This is a genomic window from Blautia sp. CGZ-1-C1, from assembly GCF_056504575.1.
In genome coordinates this window covers 48,908-67,500 of sequence record NZ_JBWLUT010000130.1, presented here as the reverse complement: position 1 = coordinate 67,500, position 18,593 = coordinate 48,908, and the positions used below count along the sequence as shown (strand labels likewise).

The 18,593-nt window shown below is 41.5% G+C and carries 13 protein-coding genes, 6 tRNA genes and 1 rRNA gene; 19 read left to right on the top strand and 1 reads right to left on the bottom strand.

The features are described from left to right. The first annotated feature begins 116 nt into the window (after nucleotides 1–116). The 15 genes from AC058W_RS12505 (at nucleotide 117) to AC058W_RS12435 (ending at nucleotide 13,488) form a co-directional block, all read left to right on the top strand. A 23S ribosomal RNA gene (locus AC058W_RS12505) occupies nucleotides 117–3,000 on the top strand. Between the two features lie 68 nt (nucleotides 3,001–3,068). Beyond that, nucleotides 3,069–3,141: transfer RNA gene (locus tag AC058W_RS12500), tRNA-Asn, on the top strand. 38 nt (nucleotides 3,142–3,179) lie between these two features. Next, nucleotides 3,180–3,252, top strand: a tRNA-Glu gene (locus AC058W_RS12495). A 48-nt stretch (nucleotides 3,253–3,300) separates the two neighbouring features. Beyond that, nucleotides 3,301–3,373 (top strand) — tRNA-Thr (locus AC058W_RS12490). Between the two features lie 20 nt (nucleotides 3,374–3,393). Continuing rightward, a tRNA-Met gene (locus tag AC058W_RS12485) sits at nucleotides 3,394–3,467 on the top strand. Nucleotides 3,468–3,471: 4 nt separating this feature from the next. Beyond that, nucleotides 3,472–3,544 (top strand) — tRNA-Phe (locus AC058W_RS12480). A 31-nt stretch (nucleotides 3,545–3,575) separates the two neighbouring features. Beyond that, nucleotides 3,576–3,648: transfer RNA gene (locus AC058W_RS12475), tRNA-Lys, on the top strand. A 352-nt stretch (nucleotides 3,649–4,000) separates the two neighbouring features. Next, nucleotides 4,001–4,201 (top strand): hypothetical protein, encoded by a 201-nt coding sequence (locus tag AC058W_RS12470; protein WP_479390129.1) that lies wholly within the window; start codon nucleotides 4,001–4,003, stop codon nucleotides 4,199–4,201. 473 nt (nucleotides 4,202–4,674) lie between these two features. After that, entirely contained in the window at nucleotides 4,675–5,403 is a 729-nt protein-coding gene (locus tag AC058W_RS12465) for a SpoIID/LytB domain-containing protein (RefSeq protein WP_242986842.1), read from the top strand. A 152-nt stretch (nucleotides 5,404–5,555) separates the two neighbouring features. Next, a complete protein-coding gene (locus AC058W_RS12460) occupies nucleotides 5,556–6,464 on the top strand; it encodes a M23 family metallopeptidase (RefSeq protein WP_117846351.1) in 909 nt (302 codons plus the stop codon). Nucleotides 6,465–6,941: 477 nt separating this feature from the next. Next, entirely contained in the window at nucleotides 6,942–7,931 is a 990-nt protein-coding gene (locus tag AC058W_RS12455) for a LacI family DNA-binding transcriptional regulator (protein WP_117676836.1), read from the top strand. Between the two features lie 527 nt (nucleotides 7,932–8,458). Continuing rightward, nucleotides 8,459–10,459: a PTS sucrose transporter subunit IIABC gene (locus AC058W_RS12450; RefSeq protein ID WP_119242177.1), complete on the top strand. Its 2,001-nt coding sequence runs from the start codon at nucleotides 8,459–8,461 to the stop codon at nucleotides 10,457–10,459. Then, nucleotides 10,456–11,895, top strand: a complete 1,440-nt coding sequence (locus AC058W_RS12445) for a glycoside hydrolase family 32 protein (protein WP_118411026.1) — start codon at nucleotides 10,456–10,458, stop codon at nucleotides 11,893–11,895. Before AC058W_RS12450 ends, AC058W_RS12445 begins: the two co-directional genes overlap by 4 nt. A gap of 357 nt (nucleotides 11,896–12,252) precedes the next feature. Then, nucleotides 12,253–12,495, top strand: coding sequence for a GIY-YIG nuclease family protein (locus AC058W_RS12440; RefSeq protein ID WP_117676839.1), 243 nt, complete (start codon nucleotides 12,253–12,255; stop codon nucleotides 12,493–12,495). Nucleotides 12,496–12,522: 27 nt separating this feature from the next. After that, nucleotides 12,523–13,488, top strand: a complete 966-nt coding sequence (locus AC058W_RS12435; protein WP_243098577.1) for an N-acetylmuramoyl-L-alanine amidase family protein — start codon at nucleotides 12,523–12,525, stop codon at nucleotides 13,486–13,488. Nucleotides 13,489–13,714: 226 nt separating this feature from the next. On the opposite strand, the gene trhA is transcribed toward AC058W_RS12435, so the two are convergent. Continuing rightward, nucleotides 13,715–14,377, bottom strand: coding sequence for a PAQR family membrane homeostasis protein TrhA (trhA, locus tag AC058W_RS12430; RefSeq protein ID WP_118419954.1), 663 nt, complete (start codon nucleotides 14,375–14,377; stop codon nucleotides 13,715–13,717). Between the two features lie 241 nt (nucleotides 14,378–14,618). Between trhA and AC058W_RS12425 the strand changes: the two genes are divergently transcribed. The 4 genes from AC058W_RS12425 to AC058W_RS12410 all read left to right on the top strand — a co-directional run bounded on the left by AC058W_RS12425 (nucleotide 14,619) and on the right by AC058W_RS12410 (nucleotide 18,547). Continuing rightward, entirely contained in the window at nucleotides 14,619–15,407 is a 789-nt protein-coding gene (locus AC058W_RS12425) for a ParA family protein (RefSeq protein ID WP_117676841.1), read from the top strand. Further along, entirely contained in the window at nucleotides 15,398–15,694 is a 297-nt protein-coding gene (locus tag AC058W_RS12420; protein WP_117676842.1) for a hypothetical protein, read from the top strand. The genes AC058W_RS12425 and AC058W_RS12420 overlap by 10 nt, the downstream gene beginning before the upstream one ends. Before the next feature lie 79 nt (nucleotides 15,695–15,773). Continuing rightward, nucleotides 15,774–16,784, top strand: a complete 1,011-nt coding sequence (locus AC058W_RS12415) for a LacI family DNA-binding transcriptional regulator (protein ID WP_242986846.1) — start codon at nucleotides 15,774–15,776, stop codon at nucleotides 16,782–16,784. A 497-nt stretch (nucleotides 16,785–17,281) separates the two neighbouring features. Continuing rightward, nucleotides 17,282–18,547, top strand: coding sequence for an extracellular solute-binding protein (locus AC058W_RS12410; RefSeq protein WP_479390128.1), 1,266 nt, complete (start codon nucleotides 17,282–17,284; stop codon nucleotides 18,545–18,547). Nucleotides 18,548–18,593: the final 46 nt, after the last annotated feature.

Here is an 18,593-nt window from a genome sequence, read left to right as displayed (position 1 = left end):
ATAAAACGCAAGATAGGAAGACATCGATATTAATCTGTTATCAACAGAGTAACAAAACATATCAAACAATGAGAATCAAACGACCGCATCACCTACGCTAGGGTGATGAAGCGAAAGGTCAAGCAATAAGGGCACAGGGCGGATGCCTTGGCACTAAGAGCCGATGAAAGACGTGATAAGCTGCGATAAGCTTCGGGGAGGAGCAAATATCCCGTGATCCGGAGATGTCTGAATGGGGAAACCCACATGAGCAAACCTCATGTATCCTACAGCCAATACATAACTGTAGGAAGGGAACCCGGGGAACTGAAACATCTAAGTACCCGGAGGAAAAGAAAGAAAACTCGATTCCGTAAGTAGCGGCGAGCGAACGCGGAGGAGCCTAAACCGGAATGCGTGCATTCCGGGGTTACGGACTGCATTTAAGATTCAGTGATGTTAACAGAACGGTTTTGGGAAAGCCGGCCACAGAGGGTGAAAGCCCCGTACGTGAAAGCAGAGCTGACTGAGCAGGATCCAGAGTACCACGAGACACGTGGAACCTTGTGGGAAATCAGGGGGACCACCCCCTAAGGCTAAATACTACTTAGTGACCGATAGCGCATAGTACTGTGAAGGAAAGGTGAAAAGGACCCCGGGAGGGGAGTGAAAGAGAACCTGAAACCCTGTGTCTACAAGCTGTGGAAGCACTTTATATGTGCGACCGCGTACTTTTTGTAGAACGGTCCGGCGAGTTACGCTTACTGGCAAGGTTAAGCACTTCAGGTGTGGAGCCGTAGGGAAACCAAGTCTTAAGAGGGCCAGAGTCAGTAGGAGTAGACCCGAAACCGGGTGATCTATCCATGTCCAGGTTGAAGCTGCCGTAAGAGGTAGTGGAGGACCGAACCCACATCCGTTGAAAAGGGTGGGGATGAGGTGTGGATAGGGGAGAAATTCCAATCGAACCCGGAGATAGCTGGTTCTCCTCGAAATAGCTTTAGGGCTAGCCTCGATACAGATTTGCGGAGGTAGAGCACTGAATTTCCTAGGGGGCGTCAAAGCCTACCGAAGAATATCAAACTCCGAATGCCGCGTAATCGATTATCGGGAGTCAGACTGCACGAGATAAGTTGGGCGGTCAAAAGGGAAAGAGCCCAGACCTTCAGTTAAGGTCCCAAAGTGCGCGTTAAGTGGAAAAGGATGTGGGATTTCGAAGACAACCAGGATGTTGGCTCAGAAGCAGCCATCCATTCAAAGAGTGCGTAATAGCTCACTGGTCGAGAGGTCCTGCGCCGAAAATGTCCGGGGCTGAAACGCGCCACCGAAACTAAGGAACCGAAAGGTTGGTAGAGGAGCATTGCATGCGGAACGAAGCAGTACCGTAAGGAGCTGTGGACTGCATGGAAGAGAGAATGCCGGAATGAGTAGCGAGATAGAGGTGGGAATCCTCTAGGCCGAATATCCAAGGTTTCCAGAGTAAAGCTGATCTGCTCTGGGTAAGTCGGGGCCTAAGGCGAGGACGAGAGTCGTAGCCGATGGACAACAGGTGGAGATTCCTGTACTGCGGTATGACAGAACTGTGGGGACACGTAAGGAAAGCGGAAGCCGGGAATGGAAAGCCCGGTGCAAGCGGGGTACCAGTCACTCTGGCAAATCCGGGTGGCAATGGGAAGCCGTGATGCGGAGCGAAATAAAGTAGCGAAGTCCGTGAGCCATGCGTCAAGAAAAGCCGCTATTGTTTATACCGTACCCGTACCGTAAACCGACACAGGTGGATGAGGAGAGAATCCTAAGGCCGGCGGAAGAAGCATTGTCAAGGAACTCGGCAAAATGGCCCCGTAACTTAGGGATAAGGGGTGCCTCAGAAATGAGGCCGCAGAGAATAGGCTCAAGCAACTGTTTAGCAAAAACACAGGTCTATGCGAAACCGAAAGGTGAGGTATATGGGCTGACGCCTGCCCGGTGCTGGAAGGTTAAGAGGAGAGGTTAGCGCAAGCGAAGCTTTGAATTTAAGCCCCAGTAAACGGCGGCCGTAACTATAACGGTCCTAAGGTAGCGAAATTCCTTGTCGGGTAAGTTCCGACCCGCACGAAAGGCGTAATGATTTGAGCGCTGTCTCGACAATGCATCCGGTGAAATTGAAGTACCAGTGAAGATGCTGGTTACCTGCGCCAGGACGGAAAGACCCCATGGAGCTTTACTCCAGTTTGGTACTGGGACTCGGTATTGCATGTACAGGATAGGTGGGAGGCTATGAGACAGTAACGCCAGTTATTGTGGAGCCGCTGTTGGGATACCACCCTTGCAGTATTGGGTTTCTAACCAGCCGCCGTGACCCGGCGGTGGGACAATGCCAGACGGGGAGTTTGACTGGGGCGGTCGCCTCCGAAAGGGTATCGGAGGCGCCCAAAGGTTCCCTCAGAATGGACGGAAACCATTCGAAGAGTGCAAAGGCAGAAGGGAGCTTGACTGCGACACCGACGGGTGGAGCAGGTACGAAAGTAGGGCTTAGTGATCCGGTGGTATTAAGTGGGAATGCCATCGCTCAACGGATAAAAGCTACCCTGGGGATAACAGGCTTATCACTCCCAAGAGTTCACATCGACGGAGTGGTTTGGCACCTCGATGTCGGCTCATCGCATCCTGGGGCTGTAGTAGGTCCCAAGGGTTGGGCTGTTCGCCCATTAAAGCGGTACGCGAGCTGGGTTCAGAACGTCGTGAGACAGTTCGGTCCCTATCCGGCGTGGGCGTAGGATATCTGAGAGGAGCTGTCCTTAGTACGAGAGGACCGGGATGGACGGGCCGCTGGTGCATCGGTTAGACTGCCAAGTCTACGGCCGAGTAGCCAAGCCCGGAAGGGATAAACGCTGAAGGCATCTAAGCGTGAAGCCCCCCTTAAGATGAGATATCCCATTCGTAAAGAAGTAAACCCCCTTGAAGACGACGAGGTAGATAGGGCAGAGGTGGAAGTGCAGTAATGCATGGAGCTGACTGTTACTAATCGGGTGAGGGCTTGACCAAGAATCGCAGGAAGAATGATCTCAAGGAAATGTCAACATGTATGTAGTTTTGAAGGTGCAAACCTTTATTCCTCCTTAGCTCAGTCGGTAGAGCATGCGGCTGTTAACCGCAGTGTCGTTGGTTCGAGTCCAACAGGGGGAGCTCTCGGCAAACGAGTGTTCCGATTAAATTTAATAATTGGCTCCATGGTCAAGCGGTTAAGAGCACCGCCCTTTCACGGCGGTAACAGGGGTTCAAATCCCCTTGGAGTCATTTAAATAATGAAATGTGATTTTTCGAGGCTTGATTCTGTTACAACATGCCGATGTGGCTCAATTGGCAGAGCAGCTGATTTGTAATCAGCAGGTTATCGGTTCGAGTCCGATCATCGGCTTTTAATTCAATAATGAATATCGCGGGGTGGAGCAGTCTGGAAGCTCGTCGGGCTCATAACCCGAAGGTCATAGGTTCAAATCCTGTCCCCGCTATTTTGCCCAGATAGCTCAGTTGGTAGAGCAGAGGACTGAAAATCCTCGTGTCGCTGGTTCGATTCCGGCTCTGGGCATTCACTTTGAAAGTGACAATTAAATAAATATGGAGCATTAGCTCAGTCGGTAGAGCACTTGACTTTTAATCAAGTTGTCCGGGGTTCGAATCCCCGATGCTTCACTTTTAACTTCTATGATATTCCATAGAAGTTTTTTTGTGTATAAAATTTTATTATTATTTGTCAATCGGATATTTGCACTTCACTTCCGATACTTGACTATAACCGAATAACTGCTTTGCAGTTTAGTAAAAGGGGTACAAGTAAGTCACCATCTACTGCTTATTGTTCTTCGAAATTGGAGCAGGGAACTTACAGAAAGACGAAATTAAGGAAATATTATCATATGGTTCTAAACATAGAGGGTTGCTGCATAAAGTATTAGTACCTGATAGCCGTAGGAAGTGCGCAGTCTTAGCGGTGGACAGGCTTGTATGGCAATAATATATGTAATGCAGAACAGGAGGAGTTTCCATGAAGAATTCTATAAAAGATCTGAAGAATTATTTCCAGATGATTATGACGGCTGTTACCTGCTTTGTAATGGGATTTGCAAAAATAAAAGATCAGAAATGTGTATGCCAGAATAGTGCTAGAAGACATGAAGAGAGTAAAAACAGGATGTTTAAATGCATTATGGAAAAGCCTTGGAATGGGAATGTGTTTTGTCTATGAAACTCCGAAAGCCAAAATGATTTCAGAATATATTGTGAAGGACAGAGATTCAAAGAAAGACAGATCATATTTACAGCCTGATGAAAAAAAGAGTTCCCGGAAAAATAAAATTATTTACTGGGATGAGCCTAGAATTCAGAACAGGATAAATAAATCTGTATATTTTAATACGGGGTGAAAATCCCCGTATACGTTACTGTTCACTTCGTTCTCAGTAACGTAGCCAAAATTCATTCCAGATTGCCTACGGCAATGGAATTTTGAAAAGTGTACATACAGAAAGATATAGGTGTATATACTAAAAGGAAAGAAGATCATTAGAAATCGATGATCGGATAACCTGGATGGTCTTATATATGAAAAAATCTTTTTTCCCCGGAACAACGGGAGTCTTTTGTCTGTTTTTTATTCCCTATATGATTACAATAATTTTTAATGGTGTAGATACGACTTTAATTAATAGAAAATTTGATGTGGAAACAATATTACCGGTTATTGTGGCCGGGCAAATTGGAGATAATTATGAATTGGAGACAATAAAAGCGCAGGCAGTTATTGCGAGATCTAATCTTTACAGAACAGTAAAAGAGCAGAAATCACTAAATTCTGTTTTGAATCAAATTAGAGATGAAATAAAGAACAAATCATTAAAGTCGTTATATTTGCTTATTATGCAGGATAAATATGAACGTGCAGTAAAAGAAACAAAGGGAAAAGTTATTACATGGGAGAATAAGCTGAAATTAGTTCCTTTTCATGAGATTAGCGCAGGAGATACCAGGGATGGAGAAGAAGTTTTCCACAGTGAAGAGGATGCATATCTGAAATCTGTACACAGCAGTGTGGATAAGGAATCAGAAGATTTTTTAAACAGTGTATATATAAATAAGAATATACTTCCTAAAGAACTTGAAATAAAGTCAAGGGATAGTGCAGGTTATGTTACAGAACTTCTGGCAGATGGAAAAGTGTTGGAAGGTGAATCATTCAGAATGGGAATGGGGCTTAGTTCAGCAAATTTTACGATCCAGACAATAGGAAATAAAGTTCGATTTCTATGTAAAGGAAAAGGACATGGATTAGGATTTTCACAGTATGGTGGGAATGAGATGGCTAAAAATTCTAAGACAGAGGAAGAAATTCTGGAATATTATTTTCCAGAAATGGAAATAGTGGAGATTGATGCTGTTATGAGCAAGTAGCGGAAGCGGATTGCTATAGGTATCTTTTGCTTAAGTGTATTATTTTCTGGAATTATTATAGGATTAAAAGATATAAATATAAAATTGTTGAATAGATGATAATATTCTGGACACCCTATAGATATGAAGATGAAAATAGAGGTGAATGGAATATGATGAATAACAGAGTTACACGAATTATTGCCAATTCCGTTGGGCTGGCTGCTGTAGCAGCATTGGGAATTACGGTATATCAGTTAGGAACATCTCCAATTAAGGAAGAAGCGCCAAGGGAGCAGACGGAAAGCACAGATCAGGAAGAACAGAAGCAGGATACAGATGAACAGTCTATGGTAGATGTCGGAACGAGCCAGGTTGAATCTGAGAATCATCCACTGTCAGGAGATGAGGAAAATTTAGATAATACAGAGTCGACATCAGCAAATGGAACTACGGATGGGGAAATATATGGGAATACTGTGGATAATAACGATGTAGATGGTACAGCATATGTGGATAACGAAAACTCTGTTGTTGGTGAAAATGACAGTAATGCACAGCAGGGTAAGGGAATATCGTCAATGAATACTGGTGATGGAGCGTCTATTGCATCGGATAGTGAAACTACAGATGTTTCGGCATCTGCAATCAATCTTCCGGAAATTAATTTCTCTGAAGATACATTGATGGAGTGGCCAGTCAATGGAAATATTTTGCTGGATTACAGTATGGACCAGACAACATATTTTCCCACACTTGATCAGTACAAACTAAGTCCGGCGATTGCTGTTGGAGCAGTTGAAGGAGCACCGGTAGTAGCTGCAGTTAATGGCACAGTTTATTCTGTAGAACAGGATGCACAGACTGGCACTACGTTGACAATGGAAATTGGAAATGGATATCAGGCTATTTACGGACAGCTCACAGATTTAACTGTGTCAGAAGGGGATACGGTTAAAAAAGGAACTACTATCGGATATATTGCACAGCCGACAAAATATTATAGTACTGAAGGAACAAACCTTTATTTTGAAATGAAAAAAGATGGAGAACCAATTGATCCGATTGCGTATCTTCCATAATATTAACCGAATCAGGTAAGTCCCCTGCGGAGGTTGCGAAGAGCAATAAGCAGTGGGTGGGGATTTGCTTGTATCAGGAGGGGGACAAGCCCCTCCTGATAAACTGCGAAGCAGTTATTCGGTGTAGAGCCACGTAGCGGAAGCGGATTGCGAATAGCCGATTGACTTGTTTGATTTGTATGTGCAAAAATATAGAGGTATACGGCACAAATTTATTTAATAAGCATGGATTAAGTTTGAAAAGTGCACTATTGAGAACGAAGTGAACGGTGAACAGTAACGCGGACGATTTTCATGGACATATAACGATATTTTGATATTTGCAACAAAAAGTATATCTGTAGTATAATAGAAAAAAATTTGTTGGTTATTGGGGACAGAGAGGACAGTAACCTTTGTCACCGGATAGGGTAAACAAATAATGCGAAAAATACGTGTGAAATAATATTACAAACAGCGTGAAAGAGGAATTTTTGCATGAATATTAATGAAATAGCGAAGATGGCTGGAGTTTCCAGAGCTACAGTGTCCAGATATCTGAATAATGGTTATGTCAGTGAAGAAAAGAAAAAAGTTATCAGCAAAGTTATAGAGGAAACAGGATATCAGCCTTCTTCCCAGGCACAGATGCTGCGTACGAAAAAAACGAAACTGGTAGGTGTGATTTTGCCTAAGATTGATTCTAATACGATCAGCCGGGAGGTTGCCGGAATCAGTGATATACTGACCCAGAAGGGCTATCAGATGATACTGGCAAATACCAATAACAGTGTTGAAGAGGAATTAAAGTATCTCTCTTTGTTTAAAGATAATCAGGTGGATGGAGTGATTTTTATAGCAACGATTCTGACAAAGCAACACAGGGAAATGTTGAAAGAATATAAAGTACCGATTGTCTTGCTGGGGCAGCACCTGGAAGGATATCCGTGTATTTTTCAGGATGACCATAAAGCAGCGATGAGCCTTACCGAACAGATGTTAAAGACCGGAAAGAAGTTCGGATATATTACGGTTACAGATAAAGATGAAGCTGTTGGAAAGATGCGAATCTCCGGAGTAGAAGAAATACTTAAAAAAAATAATATAGGGTTAGATAAATCATGCGTTAAGTGTGGAAACTTTACCCTGGAGTCTGGATATGAAAAGGCAGAAGAACTGTTTACGGAGCATCCGGATATCGATACATTAATATGTGCAACAGATACAATGGCGGTTGGAGCGGTGAACTGGCTGAAGAAGAGCGGATACCATATTCCAGATCAGGTTCAAGTCGCCGGCATGGGTGATAGTTATCTGGGGAAAATAATCGAACCGAAGCTGACAACTGTTCATTTCTTTTATAAGACAAGTGGAATGGAATCTGCAAAAATGTTAGTGGATCTGATGGAGTCAGAGAATATATCGATACATAAAGAGATAAAGATGGGATGCAAAGTGGTAATGAGAGAATCCCATAGAAATATATAGCAGATTAAATATATAGCAGATTATAAGAGTACAAAGAGAGTTAAGAGCTTTCAAAATAGAAGTTCTTAACTCTTTTTATTATTTTATTGTTATTTATACATTGGTATTCTGCAAAAAAATAAAGTCCTGTTGTCTCAGGCAATTTTGGACAAAGTCAATCGGATATTCGTAAGTGAAGCAGGGGATTTATTTGATTCGGTTAAATTATGGTTACGTTACTGGGAACAGAATGAAGAGTAGCGAACCAGGCTATGCGACGGGATGTTACAGACAGAAGATGCTACAGACAGAAGATTTTATAGACGCGATTGCATCTTGGATATAGTGTATAAAAATGAGAGCGAATATTTGTGATATCTTACATATTTACAAATAAAAATAAGATGGATATAATAAAAACAACATATGAGAACGATTCCATAAAGAAAAACATATAGATTTATATATTTGTAAGTGAAAATACAAATGTATAAAAAACAAAGTAGAATCAAATATGGGAACGATTACATAATAAGAGGGAGGATATTATGGATTACAGAAAGACAGCCCAGGAAATATACGACCATATTGGTAAAAAAGAGAATATTATTTCCGCGGCTCATTGTGCCACACGTCTTCGACTGGTTATCGGTGATAATGCGAAGGCTGACAAGGAATATATTGAGAATATTGAAGGTGTTAAAGGCGTTTTCTTTGCCCAGGGACAGATGCAGATCATTCTGGGAACAGGAGTTGTCAATAAGGTATACGATGAATTTATTCAGATTGCCGGAGTTTCTGAGAGCAGTAAGGAAGATCTGAAGAAGGTTGCAGCTTCCAGAGCAAATCCGGTACAGAGACTGATTAAGACTCTTGGTGATATTTTCGTTCCGATCATTCCGGCAATCGTTGCAAGTGGTTTCCTTATGGGAATTATGGAAGCATTGAATTTCATGGTTAACAATGGATTCCTGAATATCGATACCAGTGGTTCGATTTATACGTTTGCACAGCTTTTCAGTAATACGGCATACACATTCCTGCCAATTCTGATTGCATACAGCGGTGCGAAAGTATTTGGCGCGAATCCGTATCTGGGAGCGGTTATCGGTATGATTATGATTCATCCAAACCTGCAGAATGCATGGACAGTTGCAACAGAAGGTGTTCAGGCAACACAGAAAGTATGGTTTGGACTTTACTCTATTGATATGGTTGGGTATCAGGGACATGTTATCCCGGTTATCATTGCGGTGTGGGTACTTGCCCAGATTGAGAAAAGACTTCACAAAGTTGTTCCAGCGATGTTTGACCTGTTTGTTACCCCGCTTGTAAGTGTATTTGTAACAGGATATCTTACATTATCTATTATCGGACCGATTTTTGTAGCTGTTGAGAATGGACTTCTGAATGGTATTCAGTGGCTGATTGCTCTGCCATTCGGTATCGGAAGCTTTATCATGGGTGCGTTTTATGCGCCGACAGTTGTTGCCGGTGTGCATCATATGTACACAATCATTGACCTTGGACAGATTTCCAAGTTTGGAGTTACCTACTGGCTGCCACTTGCGTCAGCAGCAAATATCGCACAAGGTGGAGCTACACTTGCAGTTGCACTCAAAACAAAAGACCAGAAAATCAAATCTATGGCTGTTCCATCTGCATTAAGTGCATGTATGGGAATTACAGAACCGGCGATTTTTGGTGTAAATCTTCGATTCGGAAAACCGTTTGTGATGGGATGTGTTGGTGGCGCAGTTGGCGCGTTGTTTGCATCGGTTACAGGACTGGGCGCTACAGGAACTGGCGTAACCGGTATTTTCGGAATTCTGCTTTGCCTGAATAATCCGGTATCTTATATTCTGATGTTTGTAATTGCTTTTGGTGCGGCTTTTGTGTTGACATGGCTGTTTGGATACAAGGATATGGCAGCCGGAGAAAATAAAACTGTCGAGAAGAATGTGGAAAATATTTCTGCTAAAGGTACAGAAAACATTGAAAGAACAAAAGATATAGAAAGTGTAAAAACCGAGACTGGTGTAACTGAGAATAAAGAGATTTCTAAGATGGAAGAAACAGCTGACAATGTAGAAGATTTTTCACTTTATAGTGCATTAGAAGGAACAGCAATTCCAATGTCCATGGTGAATGACGCTACATTTGCTTCTGAGGTTCTTGGAAAAGGAGTTGCCGTAATTCCTGCTATGGGAAAGGTAGTTGCACCATGTGATGCGACCGTTGAGACTGTTTTTGATACAAAACATGCAGTTGGTTTAAGCACTGAAAGTGGTATGGAACTGCTGATCCATATCGGAATTAATACGGTAGAACTTGGTGGAAAATATTATACAACTCACGTAAAAGATGGTGATCAGGTAAAGAAAGGACAACTTCTTGTGTCCTTTGACATGGATAAAATCAAAGAAGCTGGATATGATGTGACTACTCCACTTATTGTAACCAATTCAGATGATTATAAAGATGTGAAGGTTTTACGTGAAGGCGCAGTAACATCTGCTGATAAAGTATTGGAGATTGTGAAAGCATGAGCACATTAACGAAAGTTCTTGAGAAAAACGTAGCAGAGATTGAAAAGAACGCAGATATGAAAGAAGGCAGATTCCGATTGGGGCATCATCTGATGCCGCCAGTCGGATGGCTGAATGATCCAAATGGGTTATGCTGGTATAAAGGTAAATATCATGTGTTCTTTCAGTATGCGCCATTTGATGTTGAAGGTGGATTAAAATTCTGGGGACATTATACAAGTGTAGATCTGGTAGATTGGAAATATGAAGGAACAGCTCTTTACCCAGATTCTCCGTATGATTGTCATGGAGTTTATTCTGGATCTGCGCTGGTTGAAGATGAAAAGATGCATCTGTTTTTTACAGGGAATGTAAAGATTGATGGTGATTATGATTACATTAATGAAGGAAGGGAAACCAGCACACTTCATGTGGAAAGTGAAGATGGAATCCATTTCGGAGATAAGGAAGAAATCATTTCTTTTGAAAAATATCCGGAAGATTTTACATGTCATATCCGGGATCCTAAAGTCTGGAAAAAAAATAACAGATACTATATGATTCTTGGAGGACGCCTGAAAGAGGATAAAGGTGCTATTTTAGTTTACGGATCAGAAGACATGAAAGACTGGAAGCTTGATCGTGTGATCACCACACCGGAAGCTTTTGGATATATGTGGGAATGCCCGGATTATTTCGAATTGGACGGACAGAAATTTTTATCTGTATCACCTCAGGGACTTAAACGGGAAGAATATCGTTTCCAGAATATTTATCAGTCCGGATATTTCCCGGTAAAAGAAGATGAATCTGTAGATACTGAAGATTTCCGTGAATGGGATATGGGATTTGACTTCTATGCTCCGCAGACCTTTGTGGACGATAAGGGAAGAAGGATTCTGATCGGATGGATGGGAATGCCGGACGCAGAAGAAGAGTATATAAATAAGACTATCGATGAAGGCTGGCAGCACTGCCTTACAGTACCGAGAGAACTGAAAGTACAGGATGGAAAAATTCTTCAGTATCCTGTTAAAGAACTTGAGCGGCTTCGAAAAGAGAAAACGATACTTCATGATGAAAAATCAATCGCGGAGATTCGCGTTGAAGTGAATGAAGGGTTTGACCTGGTACTTGAAGAGATTGCAATAACAGACAGCAGTTTTCAGATCAGCATGGGTGGTCAGATGATATTTAAATATGAAGAGGGAATCGCTGAAATTGGCTTTTCCGGAATTGCAGGTGCGGGAAGAGACAGGCGAAAAGCTAAAATCAGTGAACTCAGGAATATCCGTATTCTCGCGGACACTTCGGCAGCAGAGATTTATCTGAATGATGGAGAGACTGTATTTTCAACCAGATATTATCCTGACCGTGAGGATCTTCAGCTAAAGATCCTTGGTGGTAAATTCAGGGGGAATCTCTGGAATCTTCGGAAAATGATATTCACAAAATAAGAAAATAAACGTATAATAAAGCAGGTGGGAAAGAAAATCCTCAGTCGGTTTCCCTACCTGCTTTTTTGACATATAAATAGTTCTGATATTGTAAATGCAAGTCAGAAAAGGATATGTCCGGATGAGATACGTGCTTTATACCGGCTGTTTATTATAGAAATAAGGATGATTGCAGAGATGCTAATGCAATTGTCCTTTACATAAATTGTAACTGACCAGTCTCCTCACAGGAGATTGCTGAATAGTTACTATAAATCAATAATAAATAAGCAGATGCTAATAACAAGTCTGTGGGAACAAAAGAAATCGAATGTATGGCAATATAGCCGGAGATTTGTAATTTAGATGGAGAGTTCGATGAATTATACTTACATTGTCAAATGTGCAGACGAAACTTTTTATACGGGGTGGACAAACTGTTTGCAGAAACGGCTGAAAGCACATAATGAGGGAAAAAACGGAGCGAAATATACAAAGGCCAAAAGACCGGTGACGCTGGTATATTATGAAGGTTTTTCCACGAAGGAAGAGGCAATGAGACGGGAGTATCAGATTAAGCAGCTTACCAGAAATAAAAAACTGGAATTGATGGATTTCTGACCAGATTGTACAAGGAGGACAAAAAAGATGAAAAGGATGACGAAATGGCTTGCAGTGTGTGTTGCATGTATGGCGTTCAGCGTTCCGGCCATGGCAGCAGAGATGCCTGGAGTTACAGTGACACCGACTCCGGTTGAGACACCGGATATTACACCAATCGAAACACCGACACCAACACAGAAACCACAGGTAAAGAATGGCTGGTATACTTACGCGTCAAAGAACAAAAGATATTATAAAGATGGACAGTATCTGACCGGAATGCGTAAAGTTCAGGGAAAAATCTATTACTTTAGTCCTAAAGGTTTCATGAAAACAGGATGGATAAAGTATAACAATAAGAAATATTATTTCGGCTCAAATGGAGTAAGATACAGTGGTGTCAAAAAAATTGATGGAAAATATTATTATTTCAGTGATAAGGGTGTTCTGAGAACAAAGACTGTCAAAGTTGGAAATACGACATATTACTGTACAGAAAAAGGAATTCTGGAAGCCTGGAAGAAGGGAAGTACTTTTTATTATCCAAGTGGAAAGAAAATGAATTCCACAAGAGCATATGAATATGAAACTTTACAGAGAGCAAAACAGGTTGTCAATGCGATCACAAAACCAAGTATGTCAAAAAGTGAGAAGTTTGAGACTTGCTTTAGATGGGTAATGTATCAGCATTATTATGATACCAGAAGAATTTTCTACAACCAGACTGCATGGCCGGCATTATATGCCAATGACTATCTTATCCTGAGTGGAAAAGGCGGAGACTGCTTCTCTGATGCATGTTCTTTTGCATACCTTGCAAAGGCGCTGGGATATACAAATATTTATGTTTGTGTAGATACAACGGCAACTGATGGAAGCGGACATTGCTGGGCTGAAATCGGCGGCAGAGTATATGATCCATTATTTGCAGAAGCTAAGAGCTACTATGGATACTTTGGTGTAGGATATGGTTCTTATGGATTATATCCGGAGAGACGAGTGGCTGTTTAACCGAATCAAGTAAGTCCCCTGCGGAGGTTGCGAGGAGCAATAAGCAGTGGGTGGGACTATATAAATTTTGAAGAGTTTTAAAATTGAACATATAAAAAGATGCTCTGGCAGATTACATTGTGACTGTTCAGAGCATCTTTTTGAGTTATTCGGTGTAGAGCTACGTAGCGGAAGCGGATTGCGAATATCCGATTTTATGGCAATTCCAGAAAATAAGATACATTGCTTATACTGGTAATGGTGCTACAAAGAAATACATTACAACAAAGTGGCAGGCACTTCCAAGCATAACAAAAATGTGGAAGATTTCGTGAGAACCGAAGTTCTTATGTCTGGAATCAAAGAGTGGAACTTTTAATGCGTAGATCACACCGCCAATAGTATAAATGATTCCGCCAGCCAGAAGCCAGCCAAATCCTGCGCGTGGGAGTGCATGGAAAATAGGAACAAATGCCAGTACACACAGCCATCCCATACCAATATAGAGTACAGAGGATAACCATTTAGGACAAGTGATCCAACAGCCCTTTAAGATGATGCCAAGAATCGCAACGCTCCATACCAGTGCACATAAAATATAGCCAATGTGGTTATGAAGAACAATCAGGCAGACCGGAGTGTAACTTCCTGCAATCATAACGAAAATCATCATGTGATCCATTTTCCGAAGTCGTCTGTTGACTTTTTCCGTAGAGTCTACGGAATGGTAGATAGTACTGGCTGCATAAAGCAGAATCATAGACAGGATAAAAATACTCAGAGCTACGATGTGGATTACGTCATAGGAACGTGCAGCCTTTACGATAAGGGGAATTGCCCCGGCAACAGCGAGAAGCAGAGCGATTCCATGTGTAATAGCACTTCCGGGATCTTTTAATTTGAATTTCATAAAAATCGCCTCCATTTATGTGAGTAAATAAAAACAATAACATGTAGTTTTAAAAACTATATAATAAGTATACGATTACTATAACACAAATATTCAAAAAATCAAGTATATATTTTGGGAATCAAATAAAAAGATTTTGGAGCATGGAAAATAGTTGAAAATGCGTGATAAAGCTCATATAATGAGATTAATTGAAAAAACAATTATTGTGGGATAAGTAAGTGACAAGGGAGGCAGTTCCATGGGGAAAACTATAACGATATGTTTTACAAATAATAAAGGCGGAAGTGGAAAATCTACCACTTGTTCTAATCTTGGAGCAGCAATGGCTCAGGCTGGAAAGAAGGTTCTTCTGATTGATGGAGATATGCAGCTGAATTTGTCACTTGCGTTTTTTTCAGAGGACTGGGTGCTGGAGCATGCAACAGGGGAGAAGAACTTGTATTATGCGATTAAAAAGCAGGAAGACCTAAGTTGTTATGTGGTACATACTCCATATGAGAATCTGGATCTGATTCCGTCTTCTACATTAATGAGTTCTATAGAATATGAACTTTTTACAAAATGGCAGAGAGAATTTATTCTTCGGAAATGTATTCAGAAGATTAAAGAGACAGGAGCTTATGATTACATTTTGATTGATGCACCGCCTACACTTGGAGGCTGGGTTATGAACATTCTATGTGCTTCAGATAAAGTGATTATTCCGGTTGAGGCAAGCCCGTGGGGAATGTTTGGACTTGCAAATATGTTTGAATTCTTAAATGAAGTAAAACAGATATCACCAGAGCTTGAAGTCGCCGGGATAGCGGTGACAAAGGTGGATACGAGAAAGAATTACTATAAGCAGACGATGGAAACATTACATGAATTGGAAGATATCCACGTGTTTGAACAGATAATCAGGGTGGATAGTTCCATAGAGTGGTCCCAGGACAATAGTATTCCTGTTGTAGAGTATAAAAAATCAAGCAGAAGTGCAAAAGAATATACGAAATTAGCGGAGGAGGTAATGAAATTATGTCAGTAGGCAAAGAGAGTATCAGACGTGCAGCAAGTGCAGGTGCAAAAAGGACTACAAAAACGACAGCAAAAACAGCAGATACGGCAGCAGTTAAAACAACTGCCAGGACAACAACCAAAACAGCAGCTAAAACAGCAGCTAAAGCAACTTTTGAGAAGAAAACGGTGAAGAAATCAGTTGTTTCCACACAGGATACCAAAAAGCTGGAAGCAGTATTTGTTACAGAAAATAAAAATGAGACAGTAGAAGGGCCAGTTCGTATTAAAGAGGAACTTCCGGTATATCTTCTCTGAATTAACTTGCCAGAAGAGAGTTAATTTGTTATGCTATACGAAAAACGCAATCGGTTGCGCATATCGACAGGATGTTATTATGATGACAGAAGAAGAGAAGAGAATATATACAATTGATGATATTGCAAGAGAGCTTGGAGTTAGTAAAACAACGGTATCCAGAGCTATTTCGGGAAAGGGACGGATCGGACAGGCAACCAGAGAAAGAGTATTGGCATTTATCAAGGAGCATGACTATCGTCCAAACGTTGTTGCGAGAGGCCTTGCACAGCGAAAAACTTATAATATTGCACTGTTAATGCCGAAAGATTATGTTGCGACAGAGTTCCTGTTTTTTAAAGATTGTATGAATGGAATCTGTGAAGTAGCCTCGGAATATAATTATGATATCATTATTTCTATGATTGACGGAGAAGATATATCGCAGATACAGCGTCTGGAAGCAAATCGCAAGGTGGATGGGATTATAGTGAGCAGGGCGGTGGTAAGCTCTAAGGTACAGAAATATCTGAAAGAGTGCAGAGAACCATTTGTGCTGATCGGTCCGTCAGATGATCCGAATATTCCATTTATAGATAATAAGAATCAGGAGGCAGGAAAAGAACTGACAAGTATTATGCTGATGAAGGGAATGCGTCACCTTGCGCTCCTTGGGGGAAATCAGTCTTACAATGTTACGGTAAGCAGATATCAGGGATTTCTGGATGCACATCATGAATTAGGGATTCCTGTTGATGAGAATCTTATTTTCATGAATGTAGATAATCAGCTGGTTGTATCAGAGGCAGTAAGTAAGTTGTATGCAGCAGGAGCAGACGGTATTGTATGCATGGATGACGTGATCTGCAGTATGTGTATGAGCAGCCTGAGGGAAAAGAAAATACAGGTACCGGCACAAATAAAAGCAGCGAGTATGTATGACAGTAAAAATCTGGAATATCATAATCCACCGGTTACGAGTATTAAGTTTGATGCGGTACGGCTTGGAAAAATGGCTTGTACTAAGCTATTGAAGATTCTTGGAGAGAATCCACAGGAAGAAATAACACCGCTTAATTATCAGGTAGTGCTGAGAGAATCAACACAATAAATAAAGTATATGAGAAATGTAGGGAATCCTTGGAATAAGGGTTCCCTTTTTATATCAATCATAAGAAATTACTCCGTAATATTCCTATGGTATGGCAGGACCGCACTACAGCGGAAAGAAATTATGTCACAGAATCAATTCGTTGCAGGCGGAGAGTCCTGATTGTAGGATTCACGGGCAGTTATTCGATGTAGAGCCACGTAGCGGAAGCGGATGATTTTATCCGATTGACATTATATTGAGGCAGGGGTTGAAAAAACGATTGCGCAGAAAAACGGAAAACGAACAAGATTATTGTGCAATATAGCAAAATATCAGCTGAAAATTAGATAATAATGGCTAATTGACTTTAATAAAATTATGTAATATACTAAAAACATGAACAATCGGTTGCGCAACAAAAAAACAGAGCGTTATGGTTACTGTGCACGCAGTGAATAGTAATATGTTTAAGAAATGATTGCGTACAACCACCAAAAAATCAGGAGGAAGAGAAAATGAGAAAAAATGTAAAAAAGGTAATCGCACCGTTACTGGCAGCAGCTATGGCACTTTCCTGCACAGTATGTGTAAGCGCAGCAGAGGACGAGACAATTAAACTGACTGTATGGGGCGCTGAGGAAGATCAGAATTTATTAAAAGAACTGACAGATAAATTTCAGGAGAAGTATGCAGATCAGAAATTTGATATTCAGATTGGAGTAGAATCTGAGTCTACTGCAAAAGATACAATTCTGACAGACGTAGAGGCAGGTGCAGATGTATATGCATTCGCAGATGATCAGCTTCCGGATCTTGTAAAAGCCGGAGCACTTCTGAAACTTGATGATTATGCAGAGGCGCTGCAGCTTGCAGATACAACACTTGATGATGTAAAAGCTGCAAACGTTGAAGGCTCTATTGATGCAGCAACAATTGATGGCAGCCTGTATGCATTTCCAAGAGCTGCTGACAACGGATATTTTCTTTACTATGATTCATCTGTAATTTCAGAAGAAGCTGCAGCAAGCTGGGACAGCCTTCTTGAAGCAGCTGATAAGGCTGGAAAGAAAGTTGGTATGACACTTGCTTCCGGATGGTACAATGCTTCTTTCTTCTATGGAGCAGGATTTACAACAGGGCTTAACGATGACGGAACAACAACTATGGACTGGAACGGAACAAGTGCTGACGGATATACGGGTGTTGATGTAGTAAAAGGAATGCTTGATATTGCATCCAATCCGGCATTTATGGCGGTTGCTGATGGTGACATTTCCAATCAGCTTGCATCAGGAAATCTTGCAGCATGTGTTTCCGGTACATGGGATGCTATGACAGCACAGGAAGCATTTGGTGATGGATATGCAGCAACAAAACTTCCTACATTTACAGTAGGTGATGCACAGGTTCAGCAGGGATCAGTTGCCGGTTACAAATATGTTGGTGTAAACGGTTATTCTGAGAATTCCGGATGGGCAGTTCTTCTTGCAGAGTACCTTACAAACGAAGAGTCCCAGCAGATGTTTTTTGATCAGAGAGAAAGTGGTCCTTCAAACAAGAATGTGGCAGCATCTGATGCTGTTCAGGAAAATGTAGCTCTTGCAGCACTTGCAGCTCAGTCTGAATATGCACAGGCTCAGAAGGTTGGCGGAAAATACTGGGATCCTGCAAAGACATTCGGAGAACTGATTGCACAGGGAACATTAGCAGCAGATGACGACAATGCAATCCAGGAAGCACTTGATAATCTGGTAGAGGGTGCTACTGCTTCTGTAGAATAATATTACTATCTGACAGCAAATACTAAAAAGATAGCCCATATGCATA

Bases quoted from the DNA above. Each gene is read 5' to 3' on its own strand.
- AC058W_RS12440 (WP_117676839.1), top strand. From the start codon at position 12,253: ATGAATTATACTTACATTGTCAAATGTGCAGACGAAACTTTTTATACG.
- AC058W_RS12450 (WP_119242177.1), top strand. From the start codon at position 8,459: ATGGATTACAGAAAGACAGCCCAGGAAATATACGACCATATTGGTAAA.
- trhA (WP_118419954.1), bottom strand. From the start codon at position 14,377: ATGAAATTCAAATTAAAAGATCCCGGAAGTGCTATTACACATGGAATC.
- AC058W_RS12415 (WP_242986846.1), top strand. From the start codon at position 15,774: ATGATGACAGAAGAAGAGAAGAGAATATATACAATTGATGATATTGCA.
- AC058W_RS12425 (WP_117676841.1), top strand. From the start codon at position 14,619: ATGGGGAAAACTATAACGATATGTTTTACAAATAATAAAGGCGGAAGT.
- AC058W_RS12470 (WP_479390129.1), top strand. From the start codon at position 4,001: ATGAAGAATTCTATAAAAGATCTGAAGAATTATTTCCAGATGATTATG.
- AC058W_RS12410 (WP_479390128.1), top strand. From the start codon at position 17,282: ATGAGAAAAAATGTAAAAAAGGTAATCGCACCGTTACTGGCAGCAGCT.
- AC058W_RS12460 (WP_117846351.1), top strand. From the start codon at position 5,556: ATGATGAATAACAGAGTTACACGAATTATTGCCAATTCCGTTGGGCTG.
- AC058W_RS12435 (WP_243098577.1), top strand. From the start codon at position 12,523: ATGAAAAGGATGACGAAATGGCTTGCAGTGTGTGTTGCATGTATGGCG.
- AC058W_RS12445 (WP_118411026.1), top strand. From the start codon at position 10,456: ATGAGCACATTAACGAAAGTTCTTGAGAAAAACGTAGCAGAGATTGAA.
- AC058W_RS12455 (WP_117676836.1), top strand. From the start codon at position 6,942: ATGAATATTAATGAAATAGCGAAGATGGCTGGAGTTTCCAGAGCTACA.
- AC058W_RS12420 (WP_117676842.1), top strand. From the start codon at position 15,398: ATGTCAGTAGGCAAAGAGAGTATCAGACGTGCAGCAAGTGCAGGTGCA.